The sequence below is a fragment of the Herbiconiux ginsengi genome, from assembly GCF_900107435.1.
GTDB lineage: Bacteria > Actinomycetota > Actinomycetes > Actinomycetales > Microbacteriaceae > Herbiconiux > Herbiconiux ginsengi.
The window spans coordinates 209,437-227,003 of the sequence record NZ_FNPZ01000004.1 but is presented as its reverse complement, the minus strand read 5'-3'; the positions used below and the strand labels follow the sequence as shown (position 1 = coordinate 227,003).

General features: G+C 64.9%; 10 protein-coding genes. 4 read left to right on the top strand and 6 right to left on the bottom strand.

Translation table 11 applies throughout. The annotated features are described in order from the left end of the window. Positions 1-42 precede the first annotated feature (42 nt). The 3 genes from BLW00_RS17405 to BLW00_RS17395 are packed head-to-tail and all read right to left on the bottom strand — an operon-like array spanning position 43 to position 2,874. Positions 43-1,635 (bottom strand): cell wall-binding repeat-containing protein, encoded by a 1,593-nt coding sequence (locus BLW00_RS17405; protein WP_139256777.1) that lies wholly within the window; start codon positions 1,633-1,635, stop codon positions 43-45. Positions 1,636-1,687: 52 nt separating this feature from the next. Continuing rightward, a complete protein-coding gene (locus tag BLW00_RS17400) occupies positions 1,688-1,999 on the bottom strand; it encodes a hypothetical protein (RefSeq protein ID WP_139256776.1) in 312 nt (103 codons plus the stop codon). After that, a complete protein-coding gene (locus BLW00_RS17395; protein ID WP_217634416.1) occupies positions 1,996-2,874 on the bottom strand; it encodes an RHS repeat-associated core domain-containing protein in 879 nt (292 codons plus the stop codon). The genes BLW00_RS17400 and BLW00_RS17395 overlap by 4 nt, the downstream gene beginning before the upstream one ends. A 1,351-nt stretch (positions 2,875-4,225) precedes the next feature. Between BLW00_RS17395 and BLW00_RS23055 the strand changes: the two genes are divergently transcribed. Beyond that, complete coding sequence (locus BLW00_RS23055) at positions 4,226-4,660, top strand: hypothetical protein (protein ID WP_139256775.1); 435 nt, start codon at positions 4,226-4,228, stop codon at positions 4,658-4,660. 26 nt (positions 4,661-4,686) lie between these two features. Here the strand turns inward: BLW00_RS23055 and BLW00_RS17390 are convergent, their stop codons facing one another. Then, on the bottom strand, positions 4,687-11,499 hold the full coding sequence (locus BLW00_RS17390; RefSeq protein ID WP_139256774.1) for a PA14 domain-containing protein: 6,813 nt from the start codon (positions 11,497-11,499) through the stop codon (positions 4,687-4,689). 215 nt (positions 11,500-11,714) lie between these two features. On the opposite strand from BLW00_RS17390, the gene BLW00_RS17385 reads away from it, so the two are divergent. After that, positions 11,715-13,154, top strand: coding sequence for an MBOAT family O-acyltransferase (locus BLW00_RS17385; RefSeq protein ID WP_092556542.1), 1,440 nt, complete (start codon positions 11,715-11,717; stop codon positions 13,152-13,154). Positions 13,155-13,161: 7 nt separating this feature from the next. Further along, positions 13,162-14,451, top strand: a complete 1,290-nt coding sequence (locus BLW00_RS17380) for an alginate O-acetyltransferase AlgX-related protein (RefSeq protein ID WP_175494343.1) — start codon at positions 13,162-13,164, stop codon at positions 14,449-14,451. Here BLW00_RS17380 and BLW00_RS17375 read toward each other — a convergent pair. Both BLW00_RS17375 and BLW00_RS17370 read right to left on the bottom strand, forming a co-directional pair. Further along, positions 14,444-15,988: a DUF2142 domain-containing protein gene (locus BLW00_RS17375; RefSeq protein ID WP_092556538.1), complete on the bottom strand. Its 1,545-nt coding sequence runs from the start codon at positions 15,986-15,988 to the stop codon at positions 14,444-14,446. The two genes, BLW00_RS17380 and BLW00_RS17375, sit on opposite strands and share 8 nt — an antisense overlap. A gap of 19 nt (positions 15,989-16,007) precedes the next feature. After that, on the bottom strand, positions 16,008-16,463 hold the full coding sequence (locus BLW00_RS17370) for a GtrA family protein (RefSeq protein ID WP_245741656.1): 456 nt from the start codon (positions 16,461-16,463) through the stop codon (positions 16,008-16,010). 144 nt (positions 16,464-16,607) lie between these two features. Here BLW00_RS17370 and BLW00_RS17365 point away from each other — a divergent pair, with 144 nt between their 5' ends. Further along, entirely contained in the window at positions 16,608-17,561 is a 954-nt protein-coding gene (locus BLW00_RS17365) for a glycosyltransferase (protein ID WP_092556534.1), read from the top strand. Positions 17,562-17,567: the final 6 nt, after the last annotated feature.

The window sequence follows — 17,567 nt, the reverse complement described above, 5'->3', positions numbered from 1 at the left end:
GCGGCCTGCGGCGTCTCGCGTGAGGCCGCCGGCCGCTACTGCTCAGGAGCAGTAGTACTCGAGGTTCGAGACGCCCATTCCGATCGTGTTCGGCCCGCCCAGCAGCAGGAAGTCGATCGGGTGCAGCGAGAAGGCGCTCGCGAGCACGCTCTGCGGCCAGCATTCCTTCTGCACCAGGTAGAGCGGCGCGTCGTACACCGCCGCTGCGGGGCCGCCCGAGAGAGCGTCGGCGAACACGAATCCCGATGCGATGAAGATCACCGAGTGCTGCTCCTGGAAGATCGCACTGTTGATGTTCGCCGAGACGTCGAAGCGATCGGCGCCGGTGAAACGCTCCGAGTTGCCGCCCATCAGCGTGTATAGAGTGCTGCTGATGCCGGTGCTGACCGAAGCCGGTCCGCCCGCGACATATGTCTGCTCGGTGCCGAGCCGGGTGATGAGGGTGCGGGTAGCCGAGTCGACGTCGTCGGCGAATCCCGGAACCAGCAGAACGGCGCCGTCGACGTGCGCCGCGGCGGGGCCGGCGGAGAGCGCGTCGGGGTAGTTCGCCCCGGTGGCGACGAAGAGCTTCTTGACGCCGGTGCCGGCGCAGTCGCCCTCCGTGCCGCCGCAGAAGGCGTAGGAGAGAACGTTGCGCGAGACCTCGTAGCGATCGGCGCCGGCGAGGCGCACGATGTTCGGCTGCACCGCCGCGAGCTGGGTGTAGACGGCGTCGCTGATCGTGGCCGTGCCACCGACCACGACGATCTTCTGCGGCGCGAGCTCGGTGATCGCGTCGCGCGTGACGGTCGGGATGCCGTCGCGCGTCACAAGCAGCAGGGCGCCGCTCTGGTGCGCGGCGGCCGGGCCGGCGCTCAGGGCGTCGGGGTACTTCTCGCCACTGGCGATGTAGAGGGTGGGCACGTTGCTGTCGAAGGCGATGTGGCTGATCTTCGCGGCGACCTCGTAGCGGTCGGCGCCGCCGGGCTGGGTGAGCCAGACATACTCTTTGCCGAGCTCGGCGTCGATGCCGGCCGTGGTCTCGCCAGCGGTGACGGGAACGAGATCCGCATCCTCGCTGTAGAGCCAGTCGTCGTAGAACTCGGTGCGTACGTCGCGCCCGAGGGTGTCGGAAAACCGCACGAGGTAGTCTCCCGCGGCCAGTCCGTCGAGTTCGTAGTGCGGGCCCTGGCCGGTGGCCTTGAGGTCCCAGGTCGACGTCGACGGGTTCCAGAGGAATGCTTGAGCCTGCAAGCCTCCGTCGAGCGCGGGAGGCGAGACCTCGTCGTTGTAGCTGAGACTTCCGGTGATGCTGCCGGCGCTGTCGGGATCGGGGTCGCGGGCGTCGGCCTGGAAAGGCTGGTCGAACGAGAGCGGCGCCTCGGGGCCCCCGTGGGGTGCGGGATGCGTCTCATCGGCAGTCGAGCCGCCGAACAGCTGCGGTACGCCGCCGCTGAGATCGGGGGCGGGAACTTTGTGCGAGGTCGGCGCCGGCGCCGGGATCTCGTCGGCCTGCGCCACCGCGGGAGCGCCAAGGGCGGCCGCTCCCACCATGATGATCGCACCCCATGCCGCCGTCCGCTGCACGCGCCGCGTGCGCTTGCGGTCGCGACGCGCCAGGCGTGCCGAATCGTTCGAGTTCGTCGATGCGCGCATGTTCTCCCCCACGCTATGAGCCGGAGAACGGGTCGCTCTCGACAAGTGTTGCTCAGCGAGAGCCTAGGGCATTCGGGGCGTCTCGCGCGCGCCCTTGTGGGCAGGGCGCGTCGGAGTATCGTCCGTCGCCGGTCACCCACTGGCCCTCGCGGAGATCGCTGAACTCGAAGCTCGCAGCCAGGTGCTTTCCGTCGTAGTTTGAGAACACGACGTAGAGGTCGTCGGGTTCTGATGCAGCGATGTCCACCGGGCCGTTCTGACTCACCCAACTCGCCGGCGCGATGCCGTATTCGATCTGAACGGGTGACTCGATCACGGGACCCGCGGCCTGCCAATACAGCTCCGCTCCATCAAAGCTCGTCACCGTGCATTGTAAATGTCGTCGACCATGGCTCCGCCCTTTCCCAATCGTCCAATTGCCGCGACTCCGAGTGCTGAAGTACCTGCACCCCAGGCGCAATCGAAGCCGCCGATATCGGCGGTGCAATCCATCACGGTACCGGCGGCCCCAGTTACTTCCGAGAGTATTGCAGCTGCAGGTGCAAACGGCAGCCCTCCCCCGCTCGCGGCCAGGCCGAGCGCGGCAAACCCGGCAACGACACTTATCCCCGAGAGGATTTTGGAAGTGACCTTTCCGCCATCAGATCTGGTCCATCCTTGGAATCCGGCAAGAACGTCTCCGGTCCCTCGAGCGGCCCGCTCATTACTCTTTGCCTGCGGACTGTCGGTCCACGGGTTGTATTTTTTGGACTGGACGGTCCCCGTGGGCGCCCTGTTGGACCCTTCGTTGTATCCCCAATGGTTATCGTATGGCCCGAGCGCCCGCTTACCGTCTAGATCGCGCGTGTTGATGGGGTCGTTGGGGTAGTTGTACCAAGACGTGTTCCCACCCGCGACGGGGTCGTTCGCGAGGAAACGACCCAGCATCGGGGAATACATGCGCACACCCATCTCGATGATCGCGATCGACCCGAGATGCTCATACCCCTTCCCGTTCGAACCCACCCAACCCGTGTCATAACTGCCCGGCATCGTGTCCGGCACCGCGTCATCCGCCGCGACACTGCCGATGACCTTGTTGGCGAGGTCGAGAGGCTGACCGAACGGGTCGTACAGGAACACCCCGGTGCGGGCACCCGTGTTATCCGCCGTCCAGGTGTTGTCACCATGAATGTTCGGATACGCCCACTTCCGCGCTGCCGCATCCGCGACCGGGTCACCCGTGATCGGAATCGACACCGTCACCCCACCCGGCAACGACAGAGTCCGCTGCGACGGCGTGCTCCCCGTCAGCACGAACGGGCCCGTGCAACGGAACACCGTCGGCGGCCCCACCAACGGCGACTCCGTGCGGGACACGACACTCCCGGCCGGATCGGGGCGTAGTCGACCTTCGTGCCCGGCGCCCCCGACGGGCCATCGAGCACGGTCGTGGACTTGTGCCGGCCCGCCGCGTCATAAGTGAAAGTCTGATCACCCAAGCGCGTCACGTTCCCATGAGCGTCGTAGGTGATCGTCGCGGCCGGCACCGACTTCGCCGCACGCACCATCCCCGCCGGAGCCGACCCCGCACCTGTCACGGTCTCCGCAGCCGACAGCAACCTGTCCGTCGAGTCATAGCAATAATTCGTCGTGTACGCGAGACCGCCACCACCCGACGGGGTATCCGTGGTGGTGGTGGTGGTGGTGCGGTTACCGTTCTTCCCCGCGACCGGGCTGTTCCTCTAACGAGGGTCCGGCGATAGGTAAGCTCGATACGCGTCCACGATTGAGTATGGGACGCCACTGATGTCCGACCCTGGAGAAAGAGACTTCGCGAGTGCAAACCGTCCTTGTGCTCCCGTGACGATTATCTCCGCAGTAGATTTGTCGAGCGAGATGCTCACGTATCTGATTTGTTGCCCGCCTTGATCTAACTCGTGCTCATATTCGGCTAGGTCGTAGTGGAGCTCCGACCAATTGTTGAAGATTGTCGCAGGCTCCAGGACGGGAAGCATCGTCTCGGTCGGGGGCGGTTCGAGGTTTTGAACAGATTCCCCTAAGGCCGCAAAGAGCTCAATTTCAGTCACGGTGTTCGCAACAACAAGCGACCAGTCGGGCCCGTGGATTCGTATCCGTCCGTCAATGACGTGCAACTGAGTAACCAGTAGCTGAGTCGGGAGTTGAGCGTACTCGATGCGATATAAGGATCGAAGAATTGACGAGGCCGCGTAAGAGGGGGTCATCACGTGCACACCTCGATCAAATAGCTCCGGACCATCCCAGTCGAACTAGCCCTGAAAATGTTCCTGTGATGAATGAGGGACACATGGTTTCCTTTCTGCCGGTCGGATCCACGCAGGCGGTCAACGTCAGTCCTCGCGGAGTGGTGCGCCCGTTTCCGCGCGTGCTCGCTCGTCTCAATTCGTTGATCATGGTCTGTGAATTCATTACCGGTGCAGCCACTGCCCAGGCCCCCTCGGTCCGCAGCTGATCGGCTCGTCGAACCTGAAACTGCGGGGCGCAAAACAATGGTCGGGAGCTCTGAGAGAGTGAAGCGAGCAAGCCAATCCGTTGACCGCAGTGAATTTCCGCAGAGTACTATCGTCAAATGCTTTCGGTGTTTATATACAAGGCCGTGGATCTTCAAGATATCGAAGCCCTCTACGAACTCGAATTGCCGGGCTTGACGCACCATGATGTGGTTCCCGGGGACGATATTTCAAGCTCACTTTGGAGCAACGCGTCTGTGGTCAGCTTCAGGTTTGAATTCCCAGACGAATCTGAGCCCACTCCGAAACTGACGCGCGCATGCGAGCGAAGAGTCAACGCAGCGTTGAACTCCCTCGGCGTTAGATTTCTCACACCTCGCATCCAAAATCCGCGTCTCGCAGATTCGCTCCAGAAGCTCATCAATTCAACTCAAACCACGCTGGATAGGCATGATAAGGGGATGCCTGTCGAGCATCGGGCACTCGAAGAGCTCCTTGCCGCGGTGCAAACGATTTCGGGCATGATTCAACAGGGAGCTAGGGAGCTCCGATAGACACCTCCAACGACCAGTTGTACGGGTTACAGGAGCCCCAGCGTGTCGTTACTAGGGAACGCAGTGACAATCTCTCCGAAATCATTCACAGATATGGTCACGTCATACTCGACGATTTCGAAGCCGTATTTGTTCTGGATGTTCAAGCGGGAGGTGTATTGCCACGTATCGTTCGATTCGCGCCGCCTAACGTCGAACGGTATCGCAAGGGTCTTTGCGATCGCCGTCTGTTCGAATGTTTGCCATGAAATGGTCTTGTTCGGAATCATTGCAGCAAGCTTTGCCCACTCGACAGCATGACCTTCGGCAATATGAGCCTGGCCTTTGCCCCCCGGATCGGTATATCCAACTGTTAGGCGCACGTTCCAGCGGTCTCCCCCTGGAGAGAGCCCTAGCCTGGGACTTACAGCGGTAAATCGTCGAATGACACGCGATGAGGGCAGCGCTGGGTCCCATTCGCGTTTGCCGTCGAGGTCGAACATGTTGATGGGGTCGTTGGGGTAGTTGTACCAAGCCGTGTTGCCACCCGCGACGGGGTCGTTCGCGAGGAAACGACCCAGCATCGGGGAATACATGCGCACACCCATCTCGATGATCGCGACCGATCCGAGATGCTCGTAACCCTTCCCGTTCGAACCCACCCAGCCCGTGTCATAGCTGCCCGGCATCGTGTCCGGCACCGCCTCATCCGCGGTTGCGCTGCCGATGACCTTATTGCCAATGTCGAGAGGCTGACCGAACGGGTCGTAGAGGAACACCCCGGTGCGGGCACCCGTGTTGTCCGCGGTCCACGTGTTGTCGCCATGAATGTTCGGATACGCCCACCGCCGCGCTGCCGCATCCGCGACCGGGTCACCCGTGATCGGGATCGCCACCGTCACACCCCCAGGCAACGACAGAGTGCGCTGCGACGGAGAACTACCCGTCAGCACGAACGGGCCCGTGTACCGGAACACCGTCGGCGGCCCCACCAACGGCGTCTCCGTGCGCGACACGACGCCCCCGGCCGGATCGCGGGCGTACTCGACCTTCGTGCCCGCCACACCAGCCGGACCATCCATGATGATGATGGACTTGTGCCGCCCCGCCGCGTCATACGTGAACATCTGATCACCCAGCCGCGTCACGTCGCCATGCGCGTCGTAGCTGATAGTCGCGGCCGGCACCGACTTCGCCGCACGCACCATCCCAGCCGGCGCCGACGCAGCGCCCGTGACGGTCTCCGCAGTCGACAGCAACCTGTCCGTGGAGTCGTAGCAATAATTCGTCGTGTACGCCAAACCACCGCCGCCCGTCGGGGTGTCCGTGGTGGTGGTGCGGTTACCGTTCTTTCCCGCCACCGCGCTGTTCCCCGCCGCACACGCCCCCGAAGGCGTGTCCCCGAACCCGTAGGTGAGAGTGTGCCCGGGAATGGCCGCCATCGTGAGACGCCCCGCCGCATCGAACGTGTATCCCGACGCATACGACGACGCACCGTCGACCGTGACGTCACGGATGATCCGCCCCGACTGCGACCTGGTGACCGTGTCACTGTAGGTCGCCGCGCCCGCAAGATCCCACGACAGCGACGACTGCTGCCCCGTCGCGCTGTCGTATCCGATCACCGCGGCCGTCCCATTTCCGTCCGTGGAAGCGGACGCCGCCGGATAGGTCACCGCCGTCAGCTCGCCCGTCGCCGCGTAGGTCAGCTGCGCCACCGTCTTACCCGGCGAGCCATCCGTCACGGTGAGAGGCTTTCCGTCGCGGTTGTAGGTATAGCCCGTAGTCGCCGTCTGAACGGTGCCGGTCGTGGCCGCCGTCGTACTCACCACGACCGACGCTACCCGGCCGACGGAGTCGTAGGACGTGCTCGTCGTCGTGCCGAAAACATCCGTGCTGCTCGTCGCCCGGCCGAGAAGATCCTTGGCCGTCGTGAGGGTGCCCGATGCATCCGTCACGCTCGAGGTCAAAGCCGTATACGCCGTCGTCGTGACCACCGGATTGGTGGTACTGAGTGCCGCGTTACTGACCGAGATCGGGCGCGAACGACTGTCATACGCGGTGCAACTCCACCCCGCGTCACCCGTCGACCTCGCGCCCACGACACGACCGAGGATGTCGTAGACGTATTCGGTGCTGATCGCGGCCAACCCGAGGCCCGTGTTCGCCACCGCCGTGCGCGACGACTTCAGAAGCCCGTACTGATTGGTGCCGGCGGGCACCCCACACACCGCCGCTGCCGTGACGGCCGTGTAGTAGGTGTTCTGGGTTCCCGCCGTGGCGACGTCGCCCCCGGCACTGCCCGGCGAAAGCGACCCGAGCACCCGGTACCCGTTGGCTGCCGTGTCGTACCTCGTCTCCGACACCAGGTTGAGCTTGCCAGTCCCCGGGTCGACCGTGGTCGTATTCGCCAAGCCCAACCACGGCGACGCATACGAACTGGATGTCGTCATCGACTGCACCTGCGAAGCACTGACGTTCAGATCTCCCGCACGCACGCTGTCATCCGTGGTCGACGACGTCACCAGCCCGTAATCCGGGCTCAGCCGGCTACCCGGAACGATCTGATGCACGGTCGCGCCGGGCAGCAGCCAGCAGAACTCGACCTTCGACGCGCCCACCGACTCCTGATACTCGATCCGAACCCGCGCGGTCTGTCCCGCGGTCGCCGTGAAGCTCTTCCAGTCGCCGACGAACTGTTCGACATGGTTCGTCCAGTTGTCGATCATGAGCACGTCGTCGATGTAGAGCCGCACCGCGTCGTCGGCCCACATGTTGAACTTGAATTCCCCGGCACTCGGGAAGGTCACCAATCCGGTCGCCCGGATCGAGAAGTTGTCGACCGGCCCACCTGTGTACGCCGCACCCGTGCCGAAGTCCCGCGCGAACGCCCCGCCCGTGATCTGTTGCAGGCCGAGGCTGAACTCCTTCGCGCCCCCGGTGAACCCAGGCTGCCCGTAGTACACCGTGTTCAGGCCGAGCATGCCCTCGTCGTATCGGGTGCTGGAATGGCCGGTGACAATCGGACAGGTGCCCGTGACCGTGCCATCCGTGTTGAAACACGATTGCGGGGCCGGACCGTAGGTGTCGGTCGGCCTGTCCTGCTTGTTGTAGAGGGTGGTGCTCTTCAGACCCCTCGGGTCGAGCGACCACAGCTTCTCGTCGAGCGAGTTCCATCCGGACTGCGAGATCAGGCCCTCGGCGGATGTCTCTTTGATCGATCGCAGATCGGAGTCGAAGTAAGCAATCCGCGCATTCCCGGTGATGCCGGATGCCTGCACCCGCGTCTCGTTCGTGAGGTACTGATACGTCTTGCTCAGTCGCGCCGCGGTCGCGCCATCGGCGGCCGGGAGGGTCACGGAGGCGACCTTACCCGCCGTGTCGTAGCCGATCGAGGTTCGCAGCGCCGCAGCCGTCGAGACGCCGCTGGTCTCGATGACGCGGTCCCACGCCATGGGGTTCATGATCGAGGTGAGCCGCGTGTACTGCTTCGCCCCGACCGTGACAGCCGAATACCCGAACGATGTGACGATGTCGCCCGGGTCGATGATCCGCTCCAGGTTGTCGTTCGTGTCGTATTTCAGCACCGTCACCGAGTTGTCGGGGTAGGTGATCTTGCAGAGCATGCCCTCCGGGGTGCCCTCCCCCGTTCCGGGAGAGCACGTGGTGCCGGTGCCCCAGTAGTCCAGTTTCACGGAACGCGAGTAGGTGCTGCCGCTCAGCGACAGCGGATCGACGATCGCCGACGGCCGGCCATCGGTGCGGTACTGGATCAGCGGCGTGGTGGTCTTCTTCACATCCGTCGCCGACACCGTCGACACGATCTTGCCGGCCTTGTCGAAGGTGTGGACCCATCCGGAGTCGTCGGTGAGGATCACCTCGCCGTTCGCGTTCAGCGTGAGCACCCCGTACTCGCCCTTCGGGGCCTCGTAGCCGCCGCTGGACTTGGTGGTGTAGGTGTGCTTGCCGCCGACTGTGTCGATGAGGGAGATGGAGCCCGCCTGCTGCTCGGCGCGGATGTACGTGGTCGCCGAGCCCGCGAGGGGCGCTGAGCCGCCCCAACCCGCGGGGAGGATGTCGAGCGAACGCGTGAACCAGTCGGCCGGCACCGGTTTCCAGGTCGTGGCGTCTCCGGTGGCACTGGTCTTGTACCAGAGCTTCACCGACGCCTCCCCGCCGTTCTCGTAGTACTCGAACTGGAACCGCTTCGGCGCCGTCGACGCGGTGTAGGTGAACGCCTGCGCGGTGTTCCACACATCGGTGTACTGGTCATGCCAGCCATCCAGAACCGGGGCGCCATCGATCCACAGCTTCACCCCGTCGTCGACGCGGGCACCGAAGTAGTACGTGCCCGCCGGGGGTTTGATGTAGCCGGTCCACCGGGCGGCGAAGTGGTCGACCGGAACGCTCGTCTTCACACTGCTCAACTGTCCCGGAGACTGGGTCGGCGATCCCGTGTCCCAGTTGAAGTCGATGGCCGGATCGGTGCGCTGCAACACCTGGTCGGCGGCGTTCAGCGACGGCGTGTTCGCCCAGGTGAAGTAGGTGCCCGTCAGACCGCGATTGGTGGCCTTCAGCGAGTTGTAGGTGAACGACATTCCCATCGGTCCGCCGGCGGTCGCCACCGTCGGCGACGCGAAGCTCACGTTCGCATTGCCGTTCGCGAGGTTCACGGCCACGGGGCCGGTCGTGTCGGTCGGAGCCGGGCCGGGAGACGTGATCCGCTGGTTGATCGTGAAGCGGCGCGACCAGGTGACACCCGACTCGGTCTTGTCGTCTTTCGTGATCACGGTCCAGCTGTAGCTGTTGCCGTCGATCAGGTAGTCGGCGGGAACGGGCCACGACGGCGAGTCAAGCCAACCGGATGACACGATGCCGCCGGTCTTGGCGTCCGTTCCCGTCGTGACTTTGAACTGGTAGGTCAGCGGGCGCCCGTCTGGATTCGCCGGCACTGATGCCACGAGGGTCGGCTGGGTCGTCGAGATCACCGCCTTGTCCGCCAGGGAGGCCGCAGTGGGCTGGGACAACGGCACGGCGTTCGTGGTGAACTTGTAGATTGGTGAACCGGCGAGAGTCGTGTCTCCGTACGCGCCGTAGTACTGGTCGATGACGTAGAAGCGCCAATAGTATGTTTTGCCGGGCTGCAACTTGTTGTCGGGCACAGTCGTGAGCTGCCCGCTGGTGGTCGACCTCGGTAAGTACTGCGACTGCCACGCGGGCGCCGTATCGACGTCGGGATTCGGGTTCTCGCTGACCTTGTACAGGAAGAAGACGTCGTTCCCCTGGGTGCCGACAGGATATTGCCACGTCGCTCCAGTCGCCTCCAGCGTGGGAGTCTGACTCACGCGTGTGGCATTGTTCGCCGGGCTCGCTGCGCCGGATGCTCCCGGAGTCGGGTAGGTCTTCCAGTCCACCTGAATGGCGGTGTCGGCGTTCTTCCAACTGAAGATCCCAGGCGCCTCGTCGCCGGTCACCATGAACCAGGCCGCGGTGTCGTGCTTGCGCACGATCTCAGCCACTCGGTTCGAGAGTCGATCGTCGATCGCGTAGTCCACGGAACTGCCGTCGCCGATGGTCAGGCTCGCAAGCTCGGCACCCATGCCGGAGTAGGCGAATGCGCTGGCATTGTAGACATGACCGGTGTAGGCGGAGCTCGAACCCTGCAGGCGGGCGGCCGCGAGACCCACACCGACAACTTGCTTCCCGAAAACAGACGAGAAATCGTAGTGGATGACCGTGCGCCAGTTTCCGGCATAGTTCGTGTTGCCCACCTGGAGTCCCTGGTTGGTGCTGGTCGCGCCATCCTGCCGATACTCGAACGTCTGATTCCAGTCGGCCAGCGTCGACGGGTCGACCGTCACGGGAAACACCCGCGCCGGGTCGTTCAACCAGGCCCGATCGGCCGAGAACACGACCACCCACGAGTCGCCGTGCCGCAAGACCGATGTGGTGATCGCGTGCGCTGCCGGCCCTGCGCCGTCCTCCGCATCCGCCGAATCCCACATCAGGGGAACCGGGATCGCCATGACGGACTCGCCGGCGTCGTCGAGAAACGCGACCCCGCCCGCGGCGTCCTTCTTCAGCACCAGCCCGCCGGCCTCGACGTCGAACGACCACTGCACGCGCCCCGTCTCGCCGGGTGCGTCGGAAAGGCGGAAGGCCTCCTTCACCCCGCCCTTCTCCACGTCGTAGACCAGGTCTGTGCCCGGAAACACATCGCGGTACTCGACGTGCGATGCGTCGCCGCCCTCGCCTCGAACAAGCGGCGCATCCGCGGCATCCTGCAGCGAGAACGACACCTCGTGGCCGTTGCGAGAGAGCGTCAGGAGGTCGACATCCGCCGCACTGTCGGCGAACGCCGGTTCGAGCGGATGATCTTCCACCGCGGCATCGCCGATACCGAGCCACGACCACGGCCCCACCGTCTGAACGTCGGTCTGGATGGGCACCCAGTCACCGTCGTGCTGCACACTCACCGGAGCGGTGTAGACCTTCGTGGTGCTCGTCCCGTCGGGATTCTCGTAGGTCTCGTCGAACTCCGAGCGGTCGACGATCTCTGACTCCTCTGCGTCGAAATGCGGCGAGTCGTCGTCTTGCGCCTGCACGCCCACCTCGGCGCCCTCGGGCTCCAGGTGAACTGCCGTTTCCGGCTCGTGCGAGAAGTCACCCTGCGCCTGCACCGGATCGGGGCCGCCGTAGACCTGTTCGGGAGACCCCTCGAGCGGGTAGTCGTCGATGCCCTTCTGCTGAGCCGTGTCGCGCACCGGCGAGAACGTTGAGGCGACTGACGCTCCGGTGGGTACTGCTACGACGAACGAGATGACACAGGCGACCACGACGGTCGCGACAGACTTGCGCAAGAACTGAACTCCCCCTGGCTCATCCCCCGACGGCCACGGAGAGCCTGGCAGATCGGCAGCCCTCCACGCCTACCCCACTTCGGGGGCCACGATTCTGCCGTTGGCGTCGGATCGAATACCATTGCCCGATGCGGGCGAAGCCGGTGCGACTTCGTCACCCGCCGGCTGCCCGCTGAGGCCGCACGTCGTCCTCATTCCAACGATCTAGGCCCACCATGTCATTCGCTTCGCCGGTATTCCTCTGGTATTTTCTGCCGGCGTTCCTGGTGCTCCTGCTCGTGCTCCCGAAGCGCTGGCGCAACGGCCTGGTCGCGGTCTCCAGCCTCCTCTTCTACACCTGGGGCGCGGGCGAGTTCGTCTTCCTCCTGCTGGCCTGCATGGCGGTCAACTACGCCGCGGGAATTGCGATCGACGCTGAATGGTCCAAGCGACAGCTTCGCGCGCGCAAGTGGATTCTGATCGGCGCGATCGTCTTCGACATCGGCATCCTGGCCACCTGGAAGTACGCCGGCTTCTTCACCGCGCAAGCAGCTCGGATCTCCGAGGTGTTCGGCTTCGAGTGGGGCGCCGTCGCCACTCTGGCTCTGCCCATCGGCATCTCGTTCTACACCTTCCACCACATGTCGTACGTGATCGACGTGTACCGGGAGCACCGGGTCGCGCAGAAGAGCCCGGTGCAGTTCATCACGTACATCGCGATGTTCCCGCAGTTGATCGCCGGGCCGATCGTGCGCTACAACGAGATCTCCGAACAGCTGTCCGACACCGATCGCCCTCGACTCGCCGACATCTCGCACGGTCTCCCCCGTTTCGCGCTTGGTCTCTCGAAGAAGGTGATCATCGCCGACTCGATCGCGCCGCTCGTCAATGCGGCGTTCGCGACCCCGGATTCGCAGGTGACCACCGCCGTCGCGTGGTTCGGTGCCATCGCCTACACGCTGCAGATCTACTTCGACTTCTCCGGATACACCGACATGGCGATCGGCCTCGGCCAGATGATGGGCTTCCGGCTGCCGGAGAACTTCAACCGGCCCTACTCGGCCAGCAGCATCACCGACTTCTGGCGGCGGTGGCACATGTCGCTCTCGCGCTGGTTCCGCGACTACGTCTACATTCCGCTCGGGGGCAACCGGCACGGCACCTTCAACACCTACCGCAACCTGGCATTGGTGTTCCTGCTCACCGGGTTCTGGCACGGCGCATCCTGGACCTTCGTGATCTGGGGCGCCTATCACGGCGCCCTCATGGTGGTCGAGCGATTGACCGGATACGGCACGCGCGAATCGACCTCCGTGCCGATCATCGTGCTGCGCCGCATCCTCACGTTGCTCTTCGTGATCGTGGGCTGGGTCATCTTCCGCGCCCAGAGCATTTCGCAGGCCAGCGTGTTCCTCAAAGCGATGTTCTGGCCCACCTTCGGCCCCACCCCCGACACGATCCTGGCCGCCTGGAGCAACGAGGCACTGCTGCTGATGATCGTGGCGAGCCTGACGGTGTTCTTCCCGCGCGAATTCGTGACCGGCAAGGCCATCGAACAGTTCGGAAACACGCGTGGTAAGGTCATCCGCGTTGTCGTGATCGCCGTGCTGTTCCCGTATGCGCTCATCTCGGTCGCATCGGGCACGTTCAGTCCGTTCCTCTATTTCCAGTTCTAGGTCGACGATGAGTGACTCCCCGAAACGCCCACGGCGCGATCAGGCCCGCCGGATCGTGGTGTTCCCGCTGGTCGCCGCCCTGGTGGTGTTCTTCTTGCCCGCCGTCGCCTATGCCGTCGGTGTGCGGGCCCAGACCATCGACAACCGCCCCCTTGCCGCGTTCCCGACACTCGACGACGGCTGGAACGCCCTGCCGAAGCTCCAGGCGTGGGCGATCGACCATCTGCCCCTGCGCGGCGAAGCGGTTACGGCCGACACCCAGCTCTCGCAGGCCCTCTTCAACGAGGCCCCCAAGTTCGGCGCCGCGGGAGGCGGGATCGGGGTGGCCGGCGTCGGGTCGCAGAGCGCCGACGGGGCGACCGCGGGCATCCAGTACCCGCAGGTCATCCAGGGCAGCGACGGCTGGCTCTACTTCGGGTCGGATGCGGCTTCGCCGTGCCAGCCCGAAGAGTCGGTGAGCACGATCGTCGACGGCTTCCAGACCCTCAGCGACGCCGCGACGGCATCGGGTCGCAAGCTCGTCATCGTGGTGGCTCCTGACAAGTCCACGATCCACCCCGAGCACCTGCCCGACCAGTTCGCGGGCAAGACGTGCATGCTCGAGCGCAAGGCCGAGTTCTCGCAGGCCATGACCGGGCTGAAAGACACCACGGTGATCGACATGGTCACCCCGCTGAAGAGCTACGAGCAGGCCAACCCCGGTTCGGTCTGGCGCAAGGACGACACGCACTGGACGCCGCAGGGCTCGATGGTCTTCACCCAGCAGCTGCTGCAGACGCTCGACCCCTCGCTGCTACAATCCGCGCCCTTCACGATCGGCGCTCCGGAGCAGGAACCCGGAGACCTCTCGCACCTGGTGGGCGAACAGGGCTACGAGGCGATTCCGCCCGTCACGGTCGACCGGCCCGGGGTGGCCCTGTCGCTGAACGGCAAACCGATCGCTCCGGCCGACGTGCTGCCCGTCGGGTACTCCCCGATCAACGTTCGTGCGACCTCGACCGACGCCCCGCTCTACCAGCCCCGCACGGTGCTGCTCGGCGACTCGTTCTTCGACGCGTCACGATCGCTCGTGGCGCCGTTCTTCGCCGACTTCTGGTACGTGCACAACATGTCGGGCGACATCCCGGGCGCCACGGCGACCCTGGGCGGTGTGCTGAAGGATACACAGACCGTGGTCTACGAGGTCGTAGAGCGCTCGGCCGCGAGCGGCGACATTTCGTACGAGCACCCCGACAACATGAACGCGCTGGCCAAGGCGATGCTGGATCAGCCCTACGCGGGCCCCGCGGTCAACTGACCGCAGCCGACCGCGAGGCCGTTGCGGCGACCCGCGCCGACACCGTTCGGGCGAGGATCCAGCCGAGCAGAATCACGACCACCACGAACACGCCGATCAGCAGCCGGAAGTTGAACGGCGGCTGCCACAGCGGCGCCGCAAGCAGCGGAGCGCTCCCTCCCACCACGTATCGATGAGCGGTGATGAGCAGCATCGCGATCTGCGAGCCGCCGAAGACCACGGTGGCCGCGACGAGCAACTGCGCCCGGGTGCGGGCTACGCGAGGCGTGCGGTGGAACGCATCCGCATCCGCTGCGTCCTCTGATGCGGCTAGCCCCGCGATCACCACCGTCGCGAGGATGAACGGGATCGTGTACCGCCCCTGCCAACCCACTCCGCCCCACTGGATGCCCGCGAGGATGCCGGGCAGCAGCAGCACCGTGAGCGCGCCGAGGCCGATCACGATCTGCTGCCGCACGGCGCTGAACGAGTAGGAGATCGCGACCACGCCGATGAGCAGCGCGACCCATGCGAGAACGAGAGCGTTCGGCGGCATCAGCTCGAGCCAGCCGATCAGGCCGAACACCTGCTGCACCTGACTCCACACGCCTTCGTAGTAGACCGGAATGTCGTGGATCCCCTCACCGAGTGAGGCGGGCGGGTCGACACCGATGTAGTTGGTGCCGTGCAGAAGGATCCAGGCGATCGCGGCGATCCCGACCACGGCGAGCACGCAGACCCAGATCCAGGTCGCGCGTTGCACGAGCAGGCCACGGATGCGGGAGAGCCCGGCGAGGATCGCGAGCGCCACCACGATGAGCACTGCAATGAACGGCGAGAGACCGCGGCTGATGAGCAGCACCGAGCCGGCGACGACGAGTAGCGAGTGCGCTTCGTTCCACCGGGTGGCGACCGGTTGGCGCACGATCACCGCGTAGGCGGCGACGGTGAACCCGAGAGTGCTCGCGATCTCCCAGCTGCTCGGGTTCAGCACCGCCGAGACATAGGTGACCATCGGGGTGAACACGAGCAGCGTGCCGACGAGCGGCCAGGAGTTGCGCGAGGTGCGCAGGAGGTAGCTGAGACCCCATCCGGTGAGCACCGCGGTCACGACTGCAGCCAGCAGGCGGGCGAAGTAGAGGCCGGCCTCGTTCGGGCTGATGAGCGACCCGAGACCGGTCCAGATGTAGAACACCGGGTTGTAGAGGCCGACATGGCTCTGCTCGCCGACCACGGCGGCCGCGCCGGAATACAGATGCTGGCACGCGGCGGTGAGGTCGGGCTGGTAGGCCAGGCAGGTCAGTTGCCGGATGTTCGCGATCGCCGCGGGAACCTCGACATCGAGCGTGCCCGATTGGCCGCGCGCCACCGCGGCGCTGTAGAGATAGTGCGCCGACTCGTCGGGCCCGGAGCCGAGGGGCACGAGCAGCGCCACCATCGCGAACAGCGCGAACAGCAGCGCGGAGATGATCGCAACGTGCGCGAGCGGAACAGAGGAGATCGCGACAAGGATGCGATCGGTGAGGCGCTGTGCGCGGGTTGCGGCGGTCTTCGACACACTGATCCTTCGGGCCCGGCTATGCTGCCGTCGGCGAATTCGAGGTGGAGCGGTCGGGGAAGACCCACCGGCCGTAAGTCACGTAGCGGAAGACGGTCGCGACCGCCTGACCGATGAGGGTGCCCGAGATGTTGTCGGAGACGGGATCGGAGAGCCCGAGCACGTAGCGGGAGAAGCCGAGGCAGCCGAGCTGCAACAGGATCGCGGCGACGTTCAGCGCCGAGAAGATGAGGAACTGCCGCACCGTCGCCTTGGTTCGGCGATCGCGGTACGTCCAGATGCGGTTGCCGACGTAGGTGACCACCGAGGCCACCGCGATCGCGATGATCTTGGCGACGATCGGATACTCGAACAATGGTCCCGGGGCGAAGACGAGGACGTTGTAGACCACGGCGTCGACCAGGAACGCGACGCCGCCGACGACGAGAAAGGCCCCGCCGCGCTTCAGCTGGCGCAGGAAGCTGTCCTTCGCCACTAGCACCCGCAATTCTCTTCTGGACCGATTCGCCGACGGAAGAAACCGCAGCGTCCAGTACTCTATACGAGGTAACCGTGCCCGCACATTTCCGGCGCGGTGCTGTTTCAGACATCCCTCGCTCCTGGAAAGCCTCTTCACTCCGTGCCTACCGACGCTCCCGTCATCGCTGCCATCGTCCCCTGCCACAACGAAGAGGCCGCGATCTCGCAAGTCGTGCACGACTTGTTCGACACCGTGCCAGGCATCCAGGTGTACGTTTACGACAACCTCAGCACGGATGCGACGGTCGAGGTGGCTCGCGCCGCCGGCGCCGAGGTGCGGTTCGAGAACAACAAAGGCAAGGGCAACGTCGTGCGTCGCGCTTTCGCCGACATCGACGCCGATGTCTACCTCTTGATCGACGGCGACGACACCTACGACGTGAGTGCAGCGCCGGCAATGATCGAAGCTCTGCTCGACGGACCGTACGACCACGTGCTCGGTGTTCGCAAGCAGGTCACCAGCACCGCCTACCGGCCCGGTCACTCCGCCGGCAACCGCGCCTTCAACCGGCTGGTCAGTGGGATCTTCAAGTCGGAGGTCAACGACATGCTGAGCGGTTACCGCGTCTTTTCGCGCCGGTTCGTGAAGTCGTTCCCGGCCATCTCACGCGAGTTCGAAGTGGAGACCGAGCTCACCGTGCACTCGATGAGTCTTCGCGTGCCGCAGACCGAGATCGAGGTGGGGTTCAAAGACCGCCCCGAGGGCAGCGAGAGCAAACTCAACACCTACCGCGACGGGTTCAAGATCCTCTCGCTGATCTTCGAGCTGACCCGGCACGAGCGGCCCCTGATGTTCCACGGAATCGTCGGGGCACTCTTCGCCATCGCCGCACTCGTGCTCGGCATCCCGGTGATCGTGGAATTCGTGCAGACCGGACTGGTGCCGCGCTTCCCGACGGCACTGCTCGCGGCATCCCTGGCCATCGTGTCGGCATTGATCCTGCTGATCGGATTCGTGCTCGACGGCACCACCCGCGCCCGCCGCGAGGTCGCCCGGCTGGTGTACCTCGGGTTCGCGGCTCCCTCACGCAGCACCTCCCGCCTCAGCGAGTAATCGAGG

What these genes read in the sequence shown, in the direction of transcription:
- BLW00_RS17405 (WP_139256777.1), bottom strand. Translation starts at nt 1,635, where the DNA reads ATGCGCGCATCGACGAACTCGAACGATTCGGCACGCCTGGCGCGTCGC.
- BLW00_RS23055 (WP_139256775.1), top strand. Translation starts at nt 4,226, where the DNA reads ATGCTTTCGGTGTTTATATACAAGGCCGTGGATCTTCAAGATATCGAA.
- BLW00_RS17385 (WP_092556542.1), top strand. Translation starts at nt 11,715, where the DNA reads ATGTCATTCGCTTCGCCGGTATTCCTCTGGTATTTTCTGCCGGCGTTC.
- BLW00_RS17380 (WP_175494343.1), top strand. Translation starts at nt 13,162, where the DNA reads ATGAGTGACTCCCCGAAACGCCCACGGCGCGATCAGGCCCGCCGGATC.